The sequence below is a fragment of the Bradyrhizobium sp. Leo114 genome, assembly GCF_055229415.2.
Genome location: NZ_JBUYEN020000005.1, coordinates 1 through 19,392 on the forward strand (window position 1 = coordinate 1; position 19,392 = coordinate 19,392).

The window sequence follows — 19,392 nt, forward strand, 5'->3', positions numbered from 1 at the left end:
ACGGCGAACCGGTTCGCACGATCCATAACACGCCCTCGACAAACATCCGGTTGTCGCGGCCTGTCGAACCACGCTGGTCCGGCCGACCGATGATCAAGCCGGAGATACGGTCCCATTGCGTGTCGTTTAGAACGAGCCGATCCAGAACCCCCAAGGCTTCCTCCTAAAAGAAAGCCTTGAATCACGTTCCGTCTGATTTGAGAATCCCAAGAGTCCACACAGCCTAGCGCATCCCAGCGCGCTTGACGGCGCACCTCCGTCTAGCCTGCCCTGCTTTGCGGCAGCGCCGCACAAGAAGCGGTTTCCCCTTGGCACGAAAACCCTTTATGGTGGCGCTTCGGGTCCGCGCAGCGAGAACTCGATAAATTCCATGATATCAAGGGCTTAAGGTAAAGGCTTGAGCCTTTGGAGGGCGGTTTGACGCGGTATGTTTCGACCCGGGGAGAGGCCCCGGTTCTTGGTTTCTGTGATGTGATGCTGACCGGGCTTGCCCGCGACGGTGGCCTGTACGTGCCCGAAAGCTGGCCGGTCCTGTCGCGCGAAACCATCGCCGGCTTCTTCGGACGGCCCTATTGGGAAGTCGCGGTCGACGTCATCAGGCCGTTCGCGGGCGGCGAGATTTCCGATCCCGATCTCGGTCGCATGGCGAACGAAGCCTACGCGACGTTCCGCCATCCCGCCGTCGTGCCGCTCGACCAGATCGGCCCGAATCAATTCCTGCTGGAGCTGTTCCACGGCCCGACGCTGGCGTTCAAGGACGTCGCGATGCAGTTGATCTCGCGGCTGATGGATCACGTGCTGGCGAAACGTTCACAGCGCACCACGATCGTGGTCGCGACATCAGGCGACACCGGCGGCGCCGCGGTCGAGGCCTTTGCCAATCTCGAAAATGTCGACCTTGTCGTGTTGTTCCCGCAAGGGCGCATCTCCGAGGTGCAGCGGCGGATGATGACGACGACCGGCGCCGCCAACATCCATGCGCTGGCGATTGAAGGCACCTTCGACGATTGCCAGGCGATCGTGAAGGGGCTGTTCAACCATCACGACTTCCGCGATGCGGTGTCGCTGTCAGGCGTGAACTCGATCAACTGGGCACGGGTCGTGGCGCAGGTGGTCTACTATTTCACCTCGGCGGTCGCGCTCGGCGCGCCGGAGCGGACGGTGGACTTCACGGTGCCGACCGGGAATTTCGGCGACATCTTTGCGGGCTACGTCGCCAAGCGCATGGGCTTGCCGATCCGATCCTTGCGGATCGCGGCCAACGTCAACGACATCCTGCCGCGCACGCTGAAGACGGGCATCTACGAGGTCCGCGAGGTTCACGCCACGACCTCGCCGTCGATGGACATCCAGGTGTCCTCGAATTTCGAGCGGCTGTTGTTCGAGGCAAGCCGGCGCGACGCTGACAGTGTGCGGCGGCTGATGGATTCGCTGAAGCAGTCCGGCCGCTTCGTGTTGCCGGCTGCGATGTTAGCTGCGATCCGCGAGGAGTTCGACGCAGGCAAGGCGGATGAGACCGAGACAGCGGCCGCGATCCGTGCCGCCTGGCGCGAGGCCGGGGATCTGGTCGATCCCCACACCGCGGTGGCGCTGGCGGTTGCCGACCGCGATAGCGCCGATTCGAGGATTCCAAATATCGTGCTGTCGACCGCGCATGCGGCCAAGTTCCCCGATGCGGTCGAGGCCGCCTGCGGGGTGCGACCGCAATTGCCGGCCTGGCTCGACGGATTGATGACCAAACCCGAACACCTCAAGGTGATGAAAAGCGATCAGGCGGAAGTCGAAAAGTTCGTATTGTCGGTGAGCCGCGCCGCCAAGCAGGGAGTAACCGGATGAGCGTTGAGATCACCAAGCTGCCGTCCGGATTGACCGTGGTCACCGACACCATGCCGCATCTGGAGACGGCCGCGCTCGGCGTGTGGGCCGGCGTCGGCGGACGCGACGAGAAGCCGAACGAGCACGGGATCTCCCACCTGCTCGAACACATGGCATTCAAGGGCACGACGCGCCGCTCCTCCCGCGAGATTGTCGAGGAGATCGAGGCCGTGGGCGGCGATCTCAACGCCGGCACCTCGACCGAGACGACGGCCTATTACGCGCGCGTGATGAAGGCGGACGTGCCGCTGGCGCTCGACGTGCTCGCCGACATCCTCGCCAATCCCTCTTTCGTGCCGGATGAGCTCGAGCGCGAGAAGAGCGTCATCGTGCAGGAGATCGGTGCGGCGCAGGATACGCCCGACGACGTCGTGTTCGAGCACCTGAACGAGCTCTGCTACCCCGACCAGCCGATGGGCCGCTCCCTGCTCGGCACCGCCAAGACGCTGAAGGGGTTCGACCGCGACATGCTGCGCAGCTACCTCGCAACGCATTACCGCGGGCCCGATATGGTGATCTCCGCTGCCGGCGCGGTGGACCACAAGCGGATCGTCGAAGAGGCAACGCAGAAGTTCGCAAATTTCGACGCGGCGCCCGCGCCGAAGCCGCAGGCGGCGATGTTCGGCAAGGGCGGTTCCCGCGTCGTGCACCGCGACCTCGAACAGGCGCATCTGACGCTGGCGCTGGAAGGCGTGCCGCAGACCGACCTGTCGCTGTTCTCGCTGCAGGTGTTCACCAACACGCTCGGCGGCGGGATGTCGTCGCGGCTGTTCCAGGAGGTGCGGGAGAAGCGAGGACTGTGCTACTCGATCTACACCTTCCATGCCCCCTATAGCGACACCGGCTTCTTCGGCCTCTACACCGGCACCGACCCGTCGGATGCGCCGGAAATGATGGAGGTGATCGTGGACGTGATGAACGAGGCCGTGGAGACTCTGACCGAGGCCGAGATCGCGCGCGCCAAGGCGCAGATGAAGGCGGGGCTGCTGATGGCGCTGGAGAGCTGTTCCTCCCGCGCCGAGCAACTGGCACGCCATGTGCTAGCCTATGGCAGGCCGCTGACGGTGGACGAACTGGTCAGCCGGATCGATTCGGTGAGTGTCGAATCGACCCGCAATGCCGCCCGTGCGCTGCTCGCGCGCAGCCGGCCGGCGGTGGTGGCGCTCGGCAGCGGTAGAGGTCTGGACACCGCGGTGTCTTTTGCGGAAGGATTAACCCAGTCGAAGGCGAAGACGCTCCTGCACTAGGGCATGATCCGGAAAAGTGGTCTCCGGTTTTCCGAAGAGATCATGCCCAAACGGAAGGGCATGATCAGGAAAAGTGGAGACCGGTTTTCCGAAAAGATCATGCCCTAAAAGATAGACCGGCAGCCCGCTAGCGGGCAGGGGAGTTCAAGGGCATGGCCCTGTTTCGTTTGCCGTCCAGCGGACCGGCTGCACTGATGCCGCGGGGTCATGGCCTGCTGCTACGCGCGCCGCAAATGGCTGACTTTCCGCAATGGGCGCAGCTACGCGAATCGAGCCGCGCCTATCTCACGCCTTGGGAGCCGATCTGGCCGTCCGATGATTTGACCCGTTCCGGCTTCCGCCGCCGCCTGCGCCGCTACGCCGAGGATATCGCCGCCGACCGCTCCTATCCCTTCATCATCTTCCGCGAAGTGGACGGCGTGATGGTCGGCGGCATCACGCTCGCCAATGTCCGCCGCGGCATCGTGCAGGCCGGCACCATCGGCTATTGGGTCGGCGAGCCCTATGCGCATCGCGGCTACATGACCACGGCGCTGCGGGTGCTGTTGCCTTCGCTGTTCGGCGAGCTCAATCTGCACCGCATCGAGGCCGCCTGCATCCCCTCCAACGCGCCCTCGATCCGCGTGCTGGAGAAATGCGGCTTCACCCGCGAGGGCCTAGCGCGGCGCTATCTCTGTATCAACGGCATCTGGCAGGATCACCTGCTGTTTGGCCTGTTGCACGAGGATTTCCGGGGCTAGCCCTCGGGTTCCTGGCGCCTCGGTCGCGCCTTTGTTAGCGCCTTGGGTTCGCCGCCATTGCGCTGCTATAACGCCGCGGGAAATGGGATGGCAGGGATTCTCATGGCAAGACATCGTGTGATCAGGGCCGCGATCGCCTCTGTGGTGGCGACTGCGCTTGGTTGCGGCACCCTGGCCGCGCCGGCGGCGGCACAGTCATTGACCGATCGCTTCAAGAGCCTGTTCGGCGGCGGCAAGTCCGAGGAGCAGCCGGCTGAGAAGCCGCCAGCGCCCGCCGGGAGCCAGAGCAACGAATCGGACGTCCTCTGTCCGCCGGTGGCGATCCGTTCCGGTGCCTCGACTTACGCGGTGGGGGCGCCCGGCAAGGAACCGGTCGGCAGCGACCTCAGGTTCCAGGCGACGATCACCCGCACCGCCCGCGAATGCGCGCTCAATGGCGGCGACATCACGGCGCGGATCGGCATCCAGGGCCGGATCATCGGCGGTCCTGCCGGCGCCCCGCCGACCGTTCAGGTGCCGCTGCGCGTCGCCGTCGTGCAGGGCGGCGTCTCGGAAAAGACGATCGCGACCAAGGCCTATCAGACCACAGTGACGATGGGCGAAAGCGGCAGCGAGCCCTTTACGCTGGTGGCTGAGGATCTGACCTTTCCGGCGCCGTCAGCCGACGTTGCCGAGAACTACATCTTCTACATCGGCTTCGACCCGCAGGCCCTGAAGCCCGAGCCAAAGCCCAAGGCAGCGCGGAAGAAGTAGCGGAAGGTTGCGCGGCCAGCACGCGGAGCCCGTATACCCCGCGAAGGCGGGGTATCCAGTACACGACAGCGCTCGTAGCTTGGTCGAGACGCCGCGGAGTACTGGATCGCCCGCCTTCGCGGGCGATGACCAGAGAGCGGCACAACAAACGAGCAAGACAACAAAAAAAGCCGGCGCGATCATCTCGCGCCGGCTTTTTGATTGGCGTTGAAGCCGCTCAGTTCAGCTTGGAACGAACCTCGGCGATCCCCTTGGCGAGGAGGTCGTCGGCAATGGAGCCCTTGACCGACTGCGACAGGATGGTGGACGCCGCTGTCACCGCGGCATCCGCCGCAGCAGCACGGACATCCGCCAGAGCCTGGGCTTCGGCGAGCGCGATCTTGTTCTCGGCGGTCTTGGTCCGCCGCGCGACAAAATCTTCCATCTTCGTCTTGGTTTCAGCCGCGATGCGTTCGGCGTCCGCCTTGGCGCTCGCGACGATTTCCTCCGCCTCGCGCTCGGCAGTCGTGCGCTTGGCCTTGTATTCGGCGAGCAGCTTTGCGGCCTCTTCCTTCAGACGGCGAGCGTCATCGAGTTCGGCCTTGATGCGTTCGCTGCGGTTGTCCAGCGCCTTCAGCACCGTGCGATGGATGCCAAGATAGGCAAACACCACCATCAGGATGACGAAGGCGATCGCAACCCAGGTTTCCGGCTCGGTCAACATCAGGCTTGTCCCTTCAGCGAGGCGTCGACGGCGCTGTTCACCGCAGCGCCATCCGGCGCCGCGCCGGTCAGCCGCTGCACGATCGCGGTCGCCGCATCCGCCGCAATGCCGCGGACATTGCTCATCGCCGTCGCCCGTGTCGCCGCGATGGTTTTCTCGGCGTCGTGGAGCTTGGCCGTAAGCTTGTCCTCCAGCACCTTGCGTTCGGCTTCGGAGGCCGCGTTCAGCTTCTCGCGGGTCTCGTTGCTGATGGCCTGAGCGCGGGAGCGCGCGGCCGCCAGGTCGTTCTCATAGGCCTTCAGCGCAGCGGCGGACTCATCCTTGAGCTTCTGCGCGTCCGCCAAATCGCCCTCGATCATGTTCTGGCGCGCTTCGATCACGCCGCCGACACGCGGCAGCGCGAAACGCGACACGATAATGTAGAGCGCGACAAAGGCGATCGCCAGCGACACCAGTTGCGAGGCGAAGGTGGACGAATCGAACGGAGGGAAACCTCCGCCGTGGCCGCCATCGGCTTCGGTGTGGGCGCCGGCCTTCTGGCCTGATTTTTCGCCATGACTCTCAGCCATGGAGTTCTCCTGTAGCTGTCACGGACGCCGCCCGCAGGCGGCGCAAGAGTGTACCGCTCAGAGCGGAACGAACAGCAAGAGCAGCGCGATCAGCAGCGAGAAGATGCCGAGCGCTTCGGTCACGGCGAAGCCGAAGATCAGGTTGCCGAACTGGCCCTGGGCGGCGGACGGATTGCGCACCGCGGCGGCAAGATAGTTGCCGAAGATGACGCCCACGCCGACGCCCGCACCGCCCATGCCGATGCACGCGATGCCCGCGCCGATAAGTTTAGCTGCTGCCGGTTCCATAGTTTGCTCCTTGGAGAGAAAGACAGATGTGGGTGGAAATTCCCCGGACCGCTCAGTGTCCCGGATGAATGGCGTCGTTGAGGTAGATGCAGGTCAGGATCGCAAACACATAGGCTTGCAGGAAAGCGACCAGCAATTCGAGGGCGGTCAATGCGACCGTGAGGGCGAGCGGCATCACGCCGCCGAGCCAACCGACGGCGCCGAGCGAGACGCCGAGCATCGCGACGAAACCCGCGAACACCTTCAGCGCGATATGGCCGGCCAGCATGTTGGCGAACAGACGCACGCTGTGCGAGACCGGCCGCAGGAAGAACGACAGGATCTCGATGAACATGACCAGCGGCAGGATGTAGATCGGCACGCCGGACGGCACGAAAATCTTGAAGAACTTCAGCCCGTTCTTGTAGACGCCGTAGATCAGGACGGTGAAGAATACCAGCAGCGCGAGCGCTGCGGTGACGATCAGGTGGCTCGAAATCGTGAACGTGTAGGGGATGATGCCCACGAGGTTCGAGACGCAGATGAACATGAACAGCGAGAAGATCAGCGGGAAGAACTTCATGCCTTCCGCGCCGGCGGTGCTGCGGATGGTGCTGGCGACGAACTCGTAAGAGATTTCGGCGACCGACTGCAGGCGCCCCGGAACCAGCTGCCGGCCGCTTGCCAGCATCAGCACCGAGATCAACGCCACCGCCACGAACATGTAGAGCGTCGAATTGGTGAAGGCGATCGTGTGATCGCCGATATGGCCGATCGTGAAGAGGGGCTCGATATTGAACTGGTGGATCGGATCGATTTTCATCCGCGCGGCTCTTGGTCCCCCGGCTTATCCGCCGGCAATCGAATTACAGATGTCGTGACTTCCGCCAGAACTCAGCGCTTGCCTGAGGCCACGCCAGCAGACCTCACCACGTTGACCACGCCGGCCGTGAAGCCGAGCAGCAGGAACACGATGAGACCGAACGGCGATGTCGACAGCAGACGGTCGAATCCCCAGCCAATCACCGCCCCGACGACAACGCCCGCGACCAATTCCGAGGAAAGCCGGAAACCGAGCGCCATCGCGGAAGCTTTGGCGGCACCGTCTCCGCTTTCTGTTCCGGATTGATCAGTCCTGATTTTGCGGCTGTCGCGAATTTCGGACAACCGATGATCCAGACTTCCGAGCCTTGCGGAAAGCGCAGCTTCGTCGGACGACGACTGGTCGCGATTTCCACTTGCGTTGTCGTTTTTGTTTTCCGCCATGCGGCAGACACTAAACGATACTGCGGTTGATGGAAATTGCGCCGCCACCCTCAAAAGCCGCGCGGACCATACTTACCGTGTCCAATCAAGTCAAGATTGCGTAACAACTAGTTAGCGCATTGATTCGATTGCACTTCTTTGAAGATATTCCAGATGTCTGCGACCTGTCATCGCAACGCAACAGCTGACATTCAGGCAGCGGCGGTCTTGCACCGGCCGGGACGCTCTGTTGGGATGGGCGCATCGTCGCACCAATCCCGCTCGGAGCCGCCATGTCGCGCCAGGTCGACTACTACTTCTCGTTTCAATCTCCCTGGGCCTATATCGGCGACCGGCCGTTCCGCGATCTCGTCACTGGCTTTGGTCTCAAGGTGAACTACAAGCCGGTGGTGCTGGTCGACTTGTTCTCGGAGACCGGCGGCTTGCCGCTGCTGAAGCGTCATCCGGTGCGGCAACGTTATCGGATGGTGGAATTGCAGCGCTGGCGCGACCGGCGCGGATTGCAGTTTCATCTGAAGCCCGCGCACTGGCCGTTCAATGCCCGCCTTGCCGATGGTGCCGTCATCGCTGCAATCGAGGCCGGCTTCGATCCCGATCCTTTTCTGAAGCGCGGTTTTGTCGCGGTCTGGGAGGATCAGCTCGATCTCGCCGATCCCGCGACGGTGGTGCGCCTTGCCGACGAAGCGGGCCTGCCCGGCAGCAAGCTGGTGGAACGTTCCGCCTCGGAGGCAATCAGCGCGGCCTATGAGCAGAACCGTCAGGATGCGATAACGGCCGACGTATTCGGCTCGCCTGCCTATGTGCTGGATGGCGAGGTGTTTTGGGGGCAGGACCGGCTGGATTTGCTCGCCGATGCATTGAAGTCGGGCAGGCCGCCCTATACGTCGGAGGTGTAGGGGCACGCTCATCTTGCGGGAGGAAGCCGATGCGAAACGCCACGTCATCCTCGAAAGTTTCCACGGTCCTGGCCGGTGTGGCGTTGAGCTTGAGCCTGAGCGGCACAGCCTTTGCCCAATCCCGGCCGGATACCGAGAACGGCCGTTACGCGCTGTCGACCACCGCCGATGGCGTGCTGCGGCTCGACACGCGGACCGGCACGGTCTCAACCTGCAACAATAATTCGGGGACAGGCTGGGCCTGTTATGCCGTGCCTGACGAGCGCGCCGCGATGGACGCAGAAATCGGCCGGCTGCAGGCCGAGAACGAGACGCTCAGGGCCGAGCTCGCGCAGCGGGATCAGGCCACCACCGGCAAGACCGACGAGGCGCTGCCTAAATCGGACTCGTTGAAGCAGGGCGAGCCGAAGGTCGCCGAGGGCGGACGCAGGATCGAAATCCCGTTGCCGAGCGATCAGGATATGGATCGCGTGATGTCCTTCCTCGAGCGCGCCTGGCGCCGTCTGGTCGAGATGGCCAACCGCGTGCAGCGCGACACGTCGGGGAAGATTTGATTCCTTCGTAGGATGGGTAGAGCGCAGCGAAACCCATCATCGCTCCACAATGACCAAGGTTGATGGGTTTCGCTGCGCTCTACCCATCCTACCTACTCCTACGACGGCTTCGTTCATGACCTCACTCTCGCGCAGCGCTCCATCAACCGTCAGTGTCACCACCATCGTGTCAGCGCTACTGACCGTTCATACGCCGGGCGTCGGCTTCACCAACCTCACCTCGGAAGTCGCAAAATTCCTGCGCGAGGCGCGCGGCGCCGAGGGGCAAGTGACGCTGTTCATCCGCCACACCTCGGCGTCGCTCACCATCCAGGAGAATGCCGATCCGACCGTGCTCGAGGATCTCCTCACCGCGCTGCGCCGCCTGGCGCCGGAGGATGGCGGATGGCGCCATGACACCGAAGGCCCCGACGACATGCCGGCGCATATCAAGACCATGCTGACGTCGACCTCGCTCCAGGTTCCGGTATTGGATGGCGAACTTGCGCTCGGCACTTGGCAGGCGATCTACCTGATCGAGCATCGCACGAGGCCTCACCGGCGCGAGGTCGTGCTGCAGTTCATCGGCAGCACAAGATGATGCAGATCGTCTCTCCACACGGGAAGATCCGTAGCCCGGGTGGAGCGCCAGCGTAACCCGGGACCGCTGGTCAATGTCGATACAAGTGTCCCGGGTTGCGCTGCGCTCCACCCGGGCTACGAACTCGGAGATGCTCAAACAAAATCGGCCGCGGATCGCTCCGCGGCCGATCGAGCAAGCGCTTCAAGCGCGCTTCGTCTCAGGTCTTGCTGATGTCGACGTCCTTGGTCTCCGGCAGGAACAGGAAACCGACCACCGCGGTGATCGCTGCGAAGATGATCGGGTACCAGAGGCCGGCATAGATGTCGCCAGTGGAGGCCACGATCGCGAACGCGGTTGCCGGCAGCAAGCCACCGAACCAGCCGTTGCCGATGTGATAGGGCAGCGACATCGAGGTGTAGCGGATGCGGGTCGGGAACAGTTCGACCAGCATCGCGGCGATCGGGCCGTAGACCATGGTGACGAAGATCACCAGGATGAACAACAGCCCGATCACGGCCGCGACCTGCGGACGGAAGATGTCGAACGGGTTCGACATCTTCACGATGCCGGCGTCACCCGTCTTCGGATAGCCCGCTGCCTGGATCGCCGCCAGCACCGCAGCATTGGATGTCTTGGCGTCAGCGTAAGGAACTTCCTTGCCGTTGACGACGACCTTCACGCCCGAGCCGGCCGGGCCTGATGTCGTCGCGTACTTCACCGACGACTGGGCGAGGTAGGCACGCGCGGTGTCGCAAGGCGCAGTGAACACGCGGGTGCCGACCGGGTTGAACAGATCGCCGCAGCCTGCGGGATCGGCCACCACTTCGACCTTGGTGGATTCGATGGCCTTCTCCAGCGCCGGGTTGGCGTTGGTGGTGATCATCTTGAAGATCGGGATGAAAGTCAGCGTCGCGATCGCGCAGCCGGCGAGGATGATCGGTTTGCGGCCGATCTTGTCGGACAGGGCGCCGAACACGATGAAGAAACCGGTGCCGAGCAGGAGCGACCAGGCGATCAGGAGGTTGGCGGTGTAGCCGTCGACCTTCAGGATCGATTGCAGGAAGAACAGCGCGTAGAACTGGCCCGTGTACCAGACCACGCCCTGGCCCATGGTGCCGCCGATCAGCGCAAGCAGCACGATCTTGGCGTTGGCCCAGTTGGCGAAGGCCTCGGTCAGCGGCGCCTTGGAGCTCTTGCCCTCGTCCTTCATGCGCTGGAACACCGGCGATTCGTTCAATCGCAGCCGGATCCAGACGGAGATGCCGAGCAGCAGCACCGACACCAGGAACGGAATGCGCCAGCCCCATTCCGCAAAGGCCTGTTCGCCGGTCATTGTCCGGGTGAACAAGATCACCAGCAGTGACAGGAACAGGCCGAGCGTGGCCGTGGTCTGGATGAAGGAGGTGTAGTAGCCGCGCTTGCCTTGCGGGGAGTGCTCGGCGACATAAGTTGCCGCACCGCCATATTCACCGCCGAGAGCCAAGCCCTGCAGCAGGCGCAGCGCGATCAGGATGACCGGCGCGGCAAAGCCGATGGTGGCCGCGTTGGGCAGCAGGCCGACAATGAACGTCGACAGACCCATGATCAGGATGGTCACGAGGAACGTGTATTTGCGGCCGACGATGTCGCCGACGCGGCCGAACACGATGGCGCCGAACGGACGCACCAGGAAGCCGGCGGCGAAGGCAAGCAGGGCGAAAATGTCGCGAGTCGCCGGCGGATAGGCCGAGAAGAACTGCGCGCCGATGATGCTGGCCAGCGATCCGTACAGGTAGAAGTCGTACCACTCGAAGACGGTACCGAGCGAGGAGGCAAGGATGACGAAGCGTTCATCCTTCGTCATCCCGGCGCGGCGCGCCGAACTTGCAGTCATTGTGGACATCTGGATCATTCCCCCCAAATTATTGCTGCTAAACTCGCCTGCCGCGTTCGGCCGGATGAGCTACGGGCTTGGAAAGAGGGTAACATCGCGGCAAAAGCCGCCCCAATACGACTTTCGGCTCTCTTCACGACCTTTCGTGCCGCGAGGAGCACGCCGGCCGTGCGGTCCCCGATCCGGACTTCGGCCCGCGTGTTGCGACGCACAAGCGCGCGCATTAACTGCTTCGACAGACGGTAGAATTACGGCTTGCACGCAGCCTTCGGTCGGAGGACAAGGATAAAAAAGGGGGCGGCGACCCGCTCAAGAGATACCGATGACTGCTGCTGTCCAGACCCATCTCGTCATCGCCGATGACCATCCGCTGTTCCGCGATGCGCTGCGGCAGGCAGTCGCGAGCGTCGTCAGTTCGGCTGCCATTACCGAAGCAGGTTCGTTCGACGAGCTCACCGCCTTGCTCGAGAAGGACGCCGACGTCGACCTCATTCTGCTCGACCTGACCATGCCGGGGATCAGCGGCTTCTCGGGCCTGATCTATCTGCGCGCGCAATATCCGGCGATTCCGGTGGTGATCGTATCAGCCAGCGATGATGCCACCACGATCCGCCGCTCGCTCGACTTCGGCGCGTCCGGTTTCATCCCGAAGCGCTTCGGCGTCGATACGCTGCGCGATGCCATCATGAAGGTGATGGACGGCGACGTCTGGGTTCCCGCCGACACGGACCTCTCGTCGGCCGGCGATCCCGAGATGGCGCGGCTGCGCGACCGGCTGGTGACGCTGACGCCGCAGCAGGTGCGCGTCCTGATGATGCTGTCGGAGGGTTTGCTCAACAAGCAGATCGCCTACGAGCTCGGCGTCTCCGAAGCCACCATCAAGGCGCATGTATCAGCAATCCTGCAAAAGCTCGGCGTCGAAAGCCGCACCCAGGCGGTGATCGCCGCCGCCAAGATCGCCGGTGGCCAATGGCGCCAGGGCACGCCGCAGGTGTGATCAGCCACCGCTGAATTGTAGGGTGGTCAAAGCGAAGCGTGCCCACCACCACGGGCGGGATCCTTGATGGTGGGCACGCTTCGCTTTGACCACCCTACGCGTCTGCCCGGCGGCATCGATGGAGAGCCTGTTGGCCCAAAACATCTACGACGATCGTGTCTTTTTTGCCGGTTACACCACTTTGCCGCGGTCCGTCCGCGGGCTTGACGGCGCGCCAGAATGGCCGGCGGTCCGCGCGCAACTCCCCGATCTGGCCGGCAAGAGCGTCCTCGATCTCGGCTGTGGCTTCGGCTGGTTTGCGAGATGGGCCCGTGCGCAGGGAGCTGCACATGTGCTTGGGCTCGATCTCTCCGAGAACATGATCGGTCGCGCGAGGCTGAATACCCACGATGCCGGCATTGAGTACAGGATCGCCGATCTCGAACGGGTCGAGTTTCCGCCGTCCTCGGTCGACCTCGCCTATAGCTCGCTGGCCCTACACTACATCGAGGATTTCGAGAGGCTCGTGCGCAGCGTCTATCACGCGCTGCGGCCGGGCGGGCGTTTCGTCTTCACCATAGAGCATCCAATCTATATGGCTTCGAGAAAGCCGGGCTGGCGCACTGATCAGGAGGGGCGCAAGACGTGGCCAGTCGATGCATACGCGCTTGAGGGGCCACGCAAGACGAACTGGTTTGCGGATGGCGTGATCAAGTATCATCGCAGGATCGGAACGACACTGAATATGCTGATCGGCGTCGGATTTGAGATCCGGCACGTCGAGGAATTTGCTCCGACACCCGATCAGATTGCCGCAATGCGCGATCTTGCCGAGGAGCTGGAGCGGCCGATGATGTTGATCGTCGCAGCCCAGCGGTAGGCCCGCTGAGATCTACTCCGCCGCCACCATCTGCTGCGTGCGCCATTGCCCCAGCAGCGCCCGCAATGACGCCGGCTTCACCGGCTTGTTGAGCACCGCGATGTTCTCCTCGCGTGCGGCGGCGCGGACATTGGGGCTGCGGTCGGCGGTGATGAGGATCGCGGGGAGGCCCTCGCCGAAGCGGCGGCGGATGTCGCGGATCGCGGCGACGCCGTTGCCGCGGTCGAGATGATAGTCGACCAGGAGGCCGGTGACGCGCCCGCCCGCGGCCTCGATCGCGCCGATCGCGCTTTCGGGATCGGCGACCGCGATCACCTCGGCGCCCCAGGCCGTCAAGAGCGTCCTCATGCCATCGAGGATCGCCAGGTCGTTCTCGATGCAGACAATCAGTGCGCCTCTGATCGGGGTCTTGGCGAGCGGCGTTGCGCTGGTCACGGGCCCTGTATGATTGATCACCTTCGCGATCGGCACGGTCACGGAGAACATCGAGCCGCCACCGGCATTGCCATCGAGCGCGATGCCGTGGTTGAGCACGCGCGCCAGCCGCTCGACGATCGACAGCCCCAATCCCAGGCCGCGCGCGATCCGCGCGCCCTGTTCGAGACGATGGAACTCCTTGAAGATCTCGCGGCGCTTGAGCACGGGAATGCCGACGCCGGTGTCGTAGACGCAGATCTTGAGCGACTGTCCGCGACGGCGGCAACCCACCAGCACGCGGCCGCGCGGCGTATATTTGATCGCATTGGAGATGAAGTTCTGCAATAGCCGCCTGAGCAGCGAACGGTCGGACTCGACTGCCAGCGAAGACGGCACGAAGGCCAGCTCCAGCCCCTTGGCGCGCGCGATCGGCGCAAACTCGATTTCCAGCGAGCGCATGAGATCGCCGATCTTGAAGCGGCTGATCGATGGCGTCATGGCGCCGGCATCGAGCCGCGAAATGTCGAGCAGCGCGCCGAGAATCTCCTCGATCGCTTCCAGGGAGTCGTCGATGTTCTCGACCAGGCGGGAATCCTCGCCGCCCTGCTGGCGCTCCACCATGCTCGTGACGTACAGCCGCGCCGCGTTCAAGGGCTGCAGGATGTCGTGACTGGCGGCGGCGAGAAATCGCGTCTTGGAAATATTGGCATCTTCGGCGGCGCTCTTGGCCAGCGCCAACTCGGAATTGAGGCGGGTGAGTTCCTCGGTGCGGTCGCGCACGCGCTTTTCCAGCGTCGCATTGGCGCGCTCCAGCGCCTCGGCCGCCTCGAAGCTCGGCGTCACGTCGGAGAAGGTGATGACGAAGCCGGCACCGGGCATCCGGTTGGTGCGGACCTCGATCACCATGTGGCGGTCGGGCAGCCGCTCCAGGTAAGGCTCGCCCTCGGTGGTGTAGGCGGCGAGCCGCTTCTCCAGCATGATCTGCGCGTCGCCCGAGCCTGACGGATTGACCGCGCCCATGAACTCGAGGATTTCCGACAAGGGGATGCCGAGTTGAACCAGATGCGCCGGCAGTGCCAGGATCTCGGCGAATTGCCGGTTCGAGCAGATCAGTTGCAGATTGGCGTCGAACACCGCGATGCCCTGGCGCACATGGTTGAGCGCGGTTTGCAGGATCTCGCGGTTGAAATGCAGCGCCGCATGGGAATCGTCGAGCAGCTTGAGCGCAGCCTTCGCCGAAACCGTGCGCTTGCGGAGCAGCAGCGACATCACGAGCCGCGAGGAGGCGGCGCCGATCGAGGATGCGATCAGGCGCTCGGCATGCTGCAGCAATTCGAGGCCGGCGGGCGCCGATGCGTTGAGCGCGCCGCCACGCTCGGCCGCAAACGCCTCGAACGCGTGGCCGGCGCGCTCGGGCCCGAGATATTGCGCCACCGTGCTCTGGATGTCCTGCACCGTCACCGTGCTGCGCCAGCGCCGGAAACTCGGTGCGATCGGCGTGAAGGTGTGGGGCACGAACAGGTCGGCCTGCAGCCGTTCGATCGAGGTCGGCTCGCGCGCCAGCGAGAACACGAGGTAGGTGAAGATGTTCAGCGACAGGCTCCACAGCACACCATGCAGCAGCGGCGGCAGGTCGGTGCCGAGCAGCGCCTGTGGCCGCAGCGCCTCGATGCCGAAGGGGCCGTGCTGCAGCAGCATCAGCCCCGTGGTGCTGCTCTCCAGGAAGCTCGGCAGGAACAGCGTGTAGATCCACACGGCAAAGCCGACCACCATGCCGGCCATAGCACCGCGCGCGGTCGCCCGCCGCCACAACAGCCCACCGAAGAAGGCGGGCGCAAGCTGGGTGATCGCCGCGAACGACAACAGTCCGATCGCGGCGAGCTGAGTGTTGCCGAGCGCGCGATAATAGAAATAGGCCATCACCATGATGCCGAAGATCGCAAAGCGGCGCACGCTCAGCAGGAAGTCGCTGAAATCCTTCTGCCCGGCGAGCGCTTCGCGGCTTCGCTGCAGCACCATCGGCAGCACGATGTCGTTGGAGACCATGATCGACAGCGCCACGCATTCCACGATCACCATCGCGGTGCCCGCCGACAGCCCGCCGATGAAGACGGCGACGCTGAGCAGCGATGCGTTGGCCTCCATCGGCAGCGCCAGCACATACATGTCGCTGTCGACGGCGCCGAACGGGAAGGTCACGAGCCCCGCGATCGCGATCGGGATCACGAACAGGTTGATCGCGACGAGATAAAGCGGGAACAGCCAGCGCGCGCGCCCGACCTCCTCCTGGCCTGAATTCTCGACCACGCTGACATGGAACTGGCGCGGTAAAAGCATGATCGCGCAGAACGACAACAGCGTCATGGTCAGGAAATTGCCGACCGACGGCACATATTCGATCGCCCGCACCGCTTCCGGCGTCTTCATCGCGCGCTCGATCAGTTCGGTCGGTGAGAACATCCAGAAGGTGACGAAGATGCCCGCGGCGAGGAACGCCACCAGCTTGACGATGGATTCGGTCGCGACCGCCAGCATCAGGCCGTGCTGATGTTCGGTGGCATCAGCCTGCCGGGTGCCGAACAGCACCGCGAATACGGCCATCGCGAGCATCACCACCAGCGCGATGTCGCCGAGGATGGGGACCGAGGAAAACGCCCTGTCCTCGCTCAGGATCGTTTCCAGCGAGGAGGCGATCGCCTTGAGCTGGAGCGCGATATAGGGCACCGAGCCGATGATCGCGATCAAAGCCACGGTGGCGGCCACCGCCTGGCTCTTGCCGTAGCGCGCGGCGATGAAGTCGGCGATCGACGTGATGTTCTGCGACTTGGCAAGCCCGATCACGCGGCGGAGCAGCGGCGTACACAAGCCGATCATGAGGACCGGCCCGACATAGATCGCCAGGAAGTCGACGCTGGTGCGGGTCGCAAATCCGACCGAGCCGAAGAAGGTCCAGGAGGTGCAGTAGATCGCGAGCGACAGCGGGTAGATCACCATGCCCGCGCGACCGCGCTTCGTCGGCAGCGAACGATCGCCGCGGCTGGCGACAAAGAACAGGAACCCGATATAGCCGAACGCGGCGGCGATGACGCCCCAGTCGTGCAGCATCGCTGCTGATCTCCCTTCCCGGCCTCAGAGTGGGCCGTGACGGGAGAGTATAGCGGGATCAGGCGGATGGCGCACCGTGCGTCGCCGTTCCGATCCCGGATGTCGCGTCGTTAGGGTTATTCTGCCGCCATCGACCGCTTGCGGAGCGGCAGCCCAAGCCGCTCCCAGACCTGCAGCAGCGCCTCGGCGAGGCCGTCCATCAGGCCGTCGTCGTGGTAGGGCGACGGGGTGATCCGCAGCCGCTCGGTGCCCTTGGGGACGGTCGGGTAGTTGATCGGCTGGATATAGATGCCGTGCTCCTCGAGCAGGATGTCGGTCGCGCGCTTGCACTTTTCGGGGTCGCCGACGAAAAGCGGCACGATATGGGTGTCGCTCGACATCACGGGCAGGCCGGCCGCGTTCAGGATCGCCTTGAGGCGGGCGGCGCGTTCCTGGTGGCGCTCGCGTTCCCAGGTCGAGGTCTTGAGGTGGCGGATAGCAGCGGTCGCGGCCGAGCAGATCGCCGGCGGCAGCGCGGTCGTGAAGATGAAACCGGGCGCATAGGAACGCACGGCATCGATGATCTCGGCTTTGGCGGCGATATAGCCGCCGAGGCAGCCGAACGCCTTCGCCAGCGTGCCTTCGAGCACATCGATACGGTGCATGACGCCGTCGCGCTCGGCGATGCCGCCGCCACGCGGCCCGTACATGCCGACCGCATGGACCTCATCGACATAGGTCATGGCGCCATAGCGCTCGGCGAGGTCGCAGATCTGCTCGAGTGGCGCCACGTCGCCGTCCATCGAGTAAAGGCTCTCGCAGGCGATCAGCTTCGGCCGATCGGGACCGGCCTCGCGCAACAGCTCCTCCAGATGCGCGAGGTCGCTGTGGCGGAAAACTTTCCGCTCGCAGCCGCCCTGGCGGATGCCTTCGATCATCGAATTGTGGTTCAGCGCGTCCGACAGGATCAGGCAGTTCGGGATCAGCTTTGCGATCGTCGCGATGCCGGTCTGGTTCGAGACATAGCCGGAGGTGAAGAGGAGCGATGCTTCCTTGCCGTGGAGGTCGGCGAGTTCGGCTTCGAGCTGCACCAGAGGATGATGGGTGCCGGCGATATTGCGGGTGCCGCCGGCGCCGGTGCCGACGCGGGTCGCGGTCTCGACCATGGCGCCGACGACCTTGGGATGCTGGCCCATGCCGAGATAGTCGTTGGAGCACCAGATCACGACATTGCGCTGGCCCTTCGGCGAGTGCCAGATCGCGTGCGGGAAGCGGCCCGCAATCCGCTCGAGGTCGGCAAATACGCGGTAGCGCCGCTCGTCATGGAGGCGGTTGAGGGCGGCGCTGAAAAACTGGCTGTAATCCATCGGCAAACCTGGAGCAGGACCCGGCCGGGGCGGCCAACTCTTCTTAGAGCTTTTCAATCTCTAATGTCTATCCGCTATCCCACGTTGGGGCATGCGCCAGACATTGGACAGATTGTCCATGGAAGCGCGGCAAATATTGATGTGGATCAACGACCTAGACCTGTCGCCGGAATCCGCGCCGATAGCTCCTCGGGCCGCCTCGTTGCGCGATCGCACGATGCCCGTAATTGTCCGGATCAGCCGAACCGGAGTGTATAGCGTCAGGTGGTGCGGAAACGCAGCACGCCGTCGATTGCCTCGGCCGTCAGCCGGCCCTCGACCAGCATGTAGTTGACGTGGGCGATCAGTTCGCCGGCGGCGAATCCCATCTGGTGCGCGTCCAGCACGTGCTTGTGGAATACGACCGGCACCAGCTCCTTGGAGGTCTTGGCGGTCTCCCGGCAGGCCTCGGCGATCAGCCCGCAGCGCTCCTCGTGATGATCGGCGAGCTGCTTGATCCGTGTCTTCAGGCCGTAGAACGGCACGCCATGGCCGGGCAGCACCAGCGCGTCGTAGGGCAGCGTGGTGGTCAGGCTCGCCAGCGAGGCCAGATATTCGCCGAGCGAATTCTGTTCCGGCTCGACGGCCCAGACACTGACATTGGGCGAGATCTTGCTCAACACCTGGTCGGCGGAGAGGAACAGCTTGTCGGCGGCGCAATACAGCATCACCTGGTCGAGCGCATGTCCACCGCCGGTGATGACCTTGAAGCGCCGCGTGCCGATCACGACCTCGTCGCCATGGGTCAGCCGGCGATAGGACGCCGGCAGCACCGAGACCCGCTTCAGATAATCCTGGCCGCGGCCGAGCAGCTTGTCGGTCAGATCCTCGTCCATGCCGTGACGGCGGAAGAACAGACGTTGCGCGGTCAATCGCTCGGCGGTGCCGCGGTTCTGATGATAGACCGACTGCAGGTATTCGACCTGTGACATGTATAGCGGGCAGCCGAACCGCTCGATGATCCATCCGGCGAGCCCGACATGATCGGGATGCGAATGGGTCACGATCAGGCGCGTGATGGTCATGCCCTTAAGTGGGCCTTCGAACAGCGTGGTCCAGGCTGCGATCGATTCCTCGTTGCCGAAGCCGGAATCGATCATGGTCCAGCCGTCGCCATCGGCGAGCAGATAGATGTTCACGTGGTTGAGGCGGAACGGCAGTTTCAGCCGCGCCCAGAGCACGCCCGGCATCACTTCCACGACCTGGTCCGGGCCGGGGTGATTTTCGAGGGGGTATCGCAGTGCCTCAGCCGAGGACTGCACGCTGTCTGTTTTCGAATGCATCGTCTATCGGCTTAGCGGTACCGGCCGCCCGGCGCTAGCTC

Annotated in this window: 19 protein-coding genes; 9 read left to right on the forward strand and 10 right to left on the reverse strand. The window is 64.0% G+C overall.

Going from position 1 to position 19,392, the window contains the following annotated elements:
• The coding region (locus tag ACZIRK_RS07530; RefSeq protein WP_463327161.1) for a transposase at positions 1–154 on the reverse strand (154 nt) is incomplete at its 3' end.
• A gap of 263 nt (positions 155–417) precedes the next feature.
• Here ACZIRK_RS07530 and thrC point away from each other — a divergent pair.
• From thrC to ACZIRK_RS07550, 4 genes are all read left to right on the forward strand, one after another.
• Positions 418–1,836, forward strand: coding sequence for a threonine synthase (gene thrC / locus ACZIRK_RS07535; RefSeq protein ID WP_165435315.1), 1,419 nt, complete (start codon positions 418–420; stop codon positions 1,834–1,836).
• Complete coding sequence (locus tag ACZIRK_RS07540) at positions 1,833–3,122, forward strand: M16 family metallopeptidase (protein WP_130227294.1); 1,290 nt, start codon at positions 1,833–1,835, stop codon at positions 3,120–3,122. The genes thrC and ACZIRK_RS07540 overlap by 4 nt, the downstream gene beginning before the upstream one ends.
• A 152-nt stretch (positions 3,123–3,274) precedes the next feature.
• Positions 3,275–3,862, forward strand: coding sequence for a GNAT family N-acetyltransferase (locus tag ACZIRK_RS07545; protein WP_028167927.1), 588 nt, complete (start codon positions 3,275–3,277; stop codon positions 3,860–3,862).
• Positions 3,863–3,964: 102 nt separating this feature from the next.
• A complete protein-coding gene (locus tag ACZIRK_RS07550) occupies positions 3,965–4,615 on the forward strand; it encodes a hypothetical protein (protein WP_463327120.1) in 651 nt (216 codons plus the stop codon).
• A gap of 217 nt (positions 4,616–4,832) precedes the next feature.
• Here the strand turns inward: ACZIRK_RS07550 and ACZIRK_RS07555 are convergent, their stop codons facing one another.
• The 5 genes from ACZIRK_RS07555 to ACZIRK_RS07575 form a co-directional block, all read right to left on the reverse strand.
• On the reverse strand, positions 4,833–5,318 hold the full coding sequence (locus ACZIRK_RS07555) for a F0F1 ATP synthase subunit B family protein (RefSeq protein ID WP_130227297.1): 486 nt from the start codon (positions 5,316–5,318) through the stop codon (positions 4,833–4,835).
• Positions 5,318–5,887 carry a F0F1 ATP synthase subunit B family protein gene (locus ACZIRK_RS07560; RefSeq protein WP_130227298.1) on the reverse strand — a complete coding sequence of 190 codons (570 nt, stop codon included), beginning with the start codon at positions 5,885–5,887 and terminating at the stop codon, positions 5,318–5,320. The genes ACZIRK_RS07555 and ACZIRK_RS07560 overlap by 1 nt, the downstream gene beginning before the upstream one ends.
• A gap of 57 nt (positions 5,888–5,944) precedes the next feature.
• Positions 5,945–6,175, reverse strand: a complete 231-nt coding sequence (locus ACZIRK_RS07565) for a F0F1 ATP synthase subunit C (protein ID WP_027537362.1) — start codon at positions 6,173–6,175, stop codon at positions 5,945–5,947.
• A gap of 52 nt (positions 6,176–6,227) precedes the next feature.
• Entirely contained in the window at positions 6,228–6,977 is a 750-nt protein-coding gene (locus ACZIRK_RS07570; protein ID WP_130227299.1) for a F0F1 ATP synthase subunit A, read from the reverse strand.
• A gap of 71 nt (positions 6,978–7,048) precedes the next feature.
• Complete coding sequence (locus tag ACZIRK_RS07575; RefSeq protein WP_130227306.1) at positions 7,049–7,420, reverse strand: AtpZ/AtpI family protein; 372 nt, start codon at positions 7,418–7,420, stop codon at positions 7,049–7,051.
• Between the two features lie 272 nt (positions 7,421–7,692).
• On the opposite strand from ACZIRK_RS07575, the gene ACZIRK_RS07580 reads away from it, so the two are divergent.
• The 3 genes from ACZIRK_RS07580 to ACZIRK_RS07590 all read left to right on the forward strand — a co-directional run bounded on the left by ACZIRK_RS07580 (position 7,693) and on the right by ACZIRK_RS07590 (position 9,450).
• Complete coding sequence (locus ACZIRK_RS07580; RefSeq protein WP_130227300.1) at positions 7,693–8,316, forward strand: 2-hydroxychromene-2-carboxylate isomerase; 624 nt, start codon at positions 7,693–7,695, stop codon at positions 8,314–8,316.
• Positions 8,317–8,345: 29 nt separating this feature from the next.
• Positions 8,346–8,870: a hypothetical protein gene (locus tag ACZIRK_RS07585; RefSeq protein WP_130227301.1), complete on the forward strand. Its 525-nt coding sequence runs from the start codon at positions 8,346–8,348 to the stop codon at positions 8,868–8,870.
• Positions 8,871–8,985: 115 nt separating this feature from the next.
• A complete protein-coding gene (locus ACZIRK_RS07590; RefSeq protein ID WP_130227302.1) occupies positions 8,986–9,450 on the forward strand; it encodes a secondary thiamine-phosphate synthase enzyme YjbQ in 465 nt (154 codons plus the stop codon).
• Between the two features lie 199 nt (positions 9,451–9,649).
• Here ACZIRK_RS07590 and ACZIRK_RS07595 read toward each other — a convergent pair whose 3' ends face one another.
• Complete coding sequence (locus ACZIRK_RS07595; RefSeq protein WP_463327162.1) at positions 9,650–11,275, reverse strand: MFS transporter; 1,626 nt, start codon at positions 11,273–11,275, stop codon at positions 9,650–9,652.
• Between the two features lie 352 nt (positions 11,276–11,627).
• Here ACZIRK_RS07595 and ACZIRK_RS07600 point away from each other — a divergent pair, with 352 nt between their 5' ends.
• Positions 11,628–12,302, forward strand: a complete 675-nt coding sequence (locus ACZIRK_RS07600; protein WP_028164398.1) for a response regulator — start codon at positions 11,628–11,630, stop codon at positions 12,300–12,302.
• Between the two features lie 130 nt (positions 12,303–12,432).
• The gene (locus ACZIRK_RS07605) at positions 12,433–13,161 is read left to right on the forward strand and encodes a class I SAM-dependent methyltransferase (protein ID WP_463327121.1); all 729 of its coding nucleotides are present in this window, start codon (positions 12,433–12,435) and stop codon (positions 13,159–13,161) included.
• Between the two features lie 12 nt (positions 13,162–13,173).
• On the opposite strand, the gene ACZIRK_RS07610 is transcribed toward ACZIRK_RS07605, so the two are convergent.
• The 3 genes from ACZIRK_RS07610 to ACZIRK_RS07620 all read right to left on the reverse strand — a co-directional run bounded on the left by ACZIRK_RS07610 (position 13,174) and on the right by ACZIRK_RS07620 (position 19,351).
• Positions 13,174–16,683, reverse strand: coding sequence for a hybrid sensor histidine kinase/response regulator (locus ACZIRK_RS07610; RefSeq protein WP_130230467.1), 3,510 nt, complete (start codon positions 16,681–16,683; stop codon positions 13,174–13,176).
• Between the two features lie 116 nt (positions 16,684–16,799).
• The gene (gene hemA, locus ACZIRK_RS07615; protein ID WP_130230469.1) at positions 16,800–18,029 is read right to left on the reverse strand and encodes a 5-aminolevulinate synthase; all 1,230 of its coding nucleotides are present in this window, start codon (positions 18,027–18,029) and stop codon (positions 16,800–16,802) included.
• A 260-nt stretch (positions 18,030–18,289) separates the two neighbouring features.
• Positions 18,290–19,351 (reverse strand): MBL fold metallo-hydrolase, encoded by a 1,062-nt coding sequence (locus ACZIRK_RS07620; RefSeq protein ID WP_130230471.1) that lies wholly within the window; start codon positions 19,349–19,351, stop codon positions 18,290–18,292.
• Positions 19,352–19,392 lie beyond the last annotated feature (41 nt).

What these genes read in the sequence shown, in the direction of transcription:
- ACZIRK_RS07540 (WP_130227294.1), top strand. Translation starts at nt 1,833, where the DNA reads ATGAGCGTTGAGATCACCAAGCTGCCGTCCGGATTGACCGTGGTCACC.
- ACZIRK_RS07575 (WP_130227306.1), bottom strand. Translation starts at nt 7,420, where the DNA reads ATGGCGGAAAACAAAAACGACAACGCAAGTGGAAATCGCGACCAGTCG.
- ACZIRK_RS07555 (WP_130227297.1), bottom strand. Translation starts at nt 5,318, where the DNA reads ATGTTGACCGAGCCGGAAACCTGGGTTGCGATCGCCTTCGTCATCCTG.
- ACZIRK_RS07570 (WP_130227299.1), bottom strand. Translation starts at nt 6,977, where the DNA reads ATGAAAATCGATCCGATCCACCAGTTCAATATCGAGCCCCTCTTCACG.
- ACZIRK_RS07565 (WP_027537362.1), bottom strand. Translation starts at nt 6,175, where the DNA reads ATGGAACCGGCAGCAGCTAAACTTATCGGCGCGGGCATCGCGTGCATC.
- ACZIRK_RS07585 (WP_130227301.1), top strand. Translation starts at nt 8,346, where the DNA reads ATGCGAAACGCCACGTCATCCTCGAAAGTTTCCACGGTCCTGGCCGGT.
- ACZIRK_RS07550 (WP_463327120.1), top strand. Translation starts at nt 3,965, where the DNA reads ATGGCAAGACATCGTGTGATCAGGGCCGCGATCGCCTCTGTGGTGGCG.
- hemA (WP_130230469.1), bottom strand. Translation starts at nt 18,029, where the DNA reads ATGGATTACAGCCAGTTTTTCAGCGCCGCCCTCAACCGCCTCCATGAC.
- ACZIRK_RS07545 (WP_028167927.1), top strand. Translation starts at nt 3,275, where the DNA reads ATGGCCCTGTTTCGTTTGCCGTCCAGCGGACCGGCTGCACTGATGCCG.
- ACZIRK_RS07590 (WP_130227302.1), top strand. Translation starts at nt 8,986, where the DNA reads ATGACCTCACTCTCGCGCAGCGCTCCATCAACCGTCAGTGTCACCACC.
- ACZIRK_RS07620 (WP_130230471.1), bottom strand. Translation starts at nt 19,351, where the DNA reads ATGCATTCGAAAACAGACAGCGTGCAGTCCTCGGCTGAGGCACTGCGA.
- ACZIRK_RS07600 (WP_028164398.1), top strand. Translation starts at nt 11,628, where the DNA reads ATGACTGCTGCTGTCCAGACCCATCTCGTCATCGCCGATGACCATCCG.
- ACZIRK_RS07560 (WP_130227298.1), bottom strand. Translation starts at nt 5,887, where the DNA reads ATGGCTGAGAGTCATGGCGAAAAATCAGGCCAGAAGGCCGGCGCCCAC.
- ACZIRK_RS07595 (WP_463327162.1), bottom strand. Translation starts at nt 11,275, where the DNA reads ATGACGAAGGATGAACGCTTCGTCATCCTTGCCTCCTCGCTCGGTACC.
- ACZIRK_RS07580 (WP_130227300.1), top strand. Translation starts at nt 7,693, where the DNA reads ATGTCGCGCCAGGTCGACTACTACTTCTCGTTTCAATCTCCCTGGGCC.
- ACZIRK_RS07610 (WP_130230467.1), bottom strand. Translation starts at nt 16,683, where the DNA reads ATGCTGCACGACTGGGGCGTCATCGCCGCCGCGTTCGGCTATATCGGG.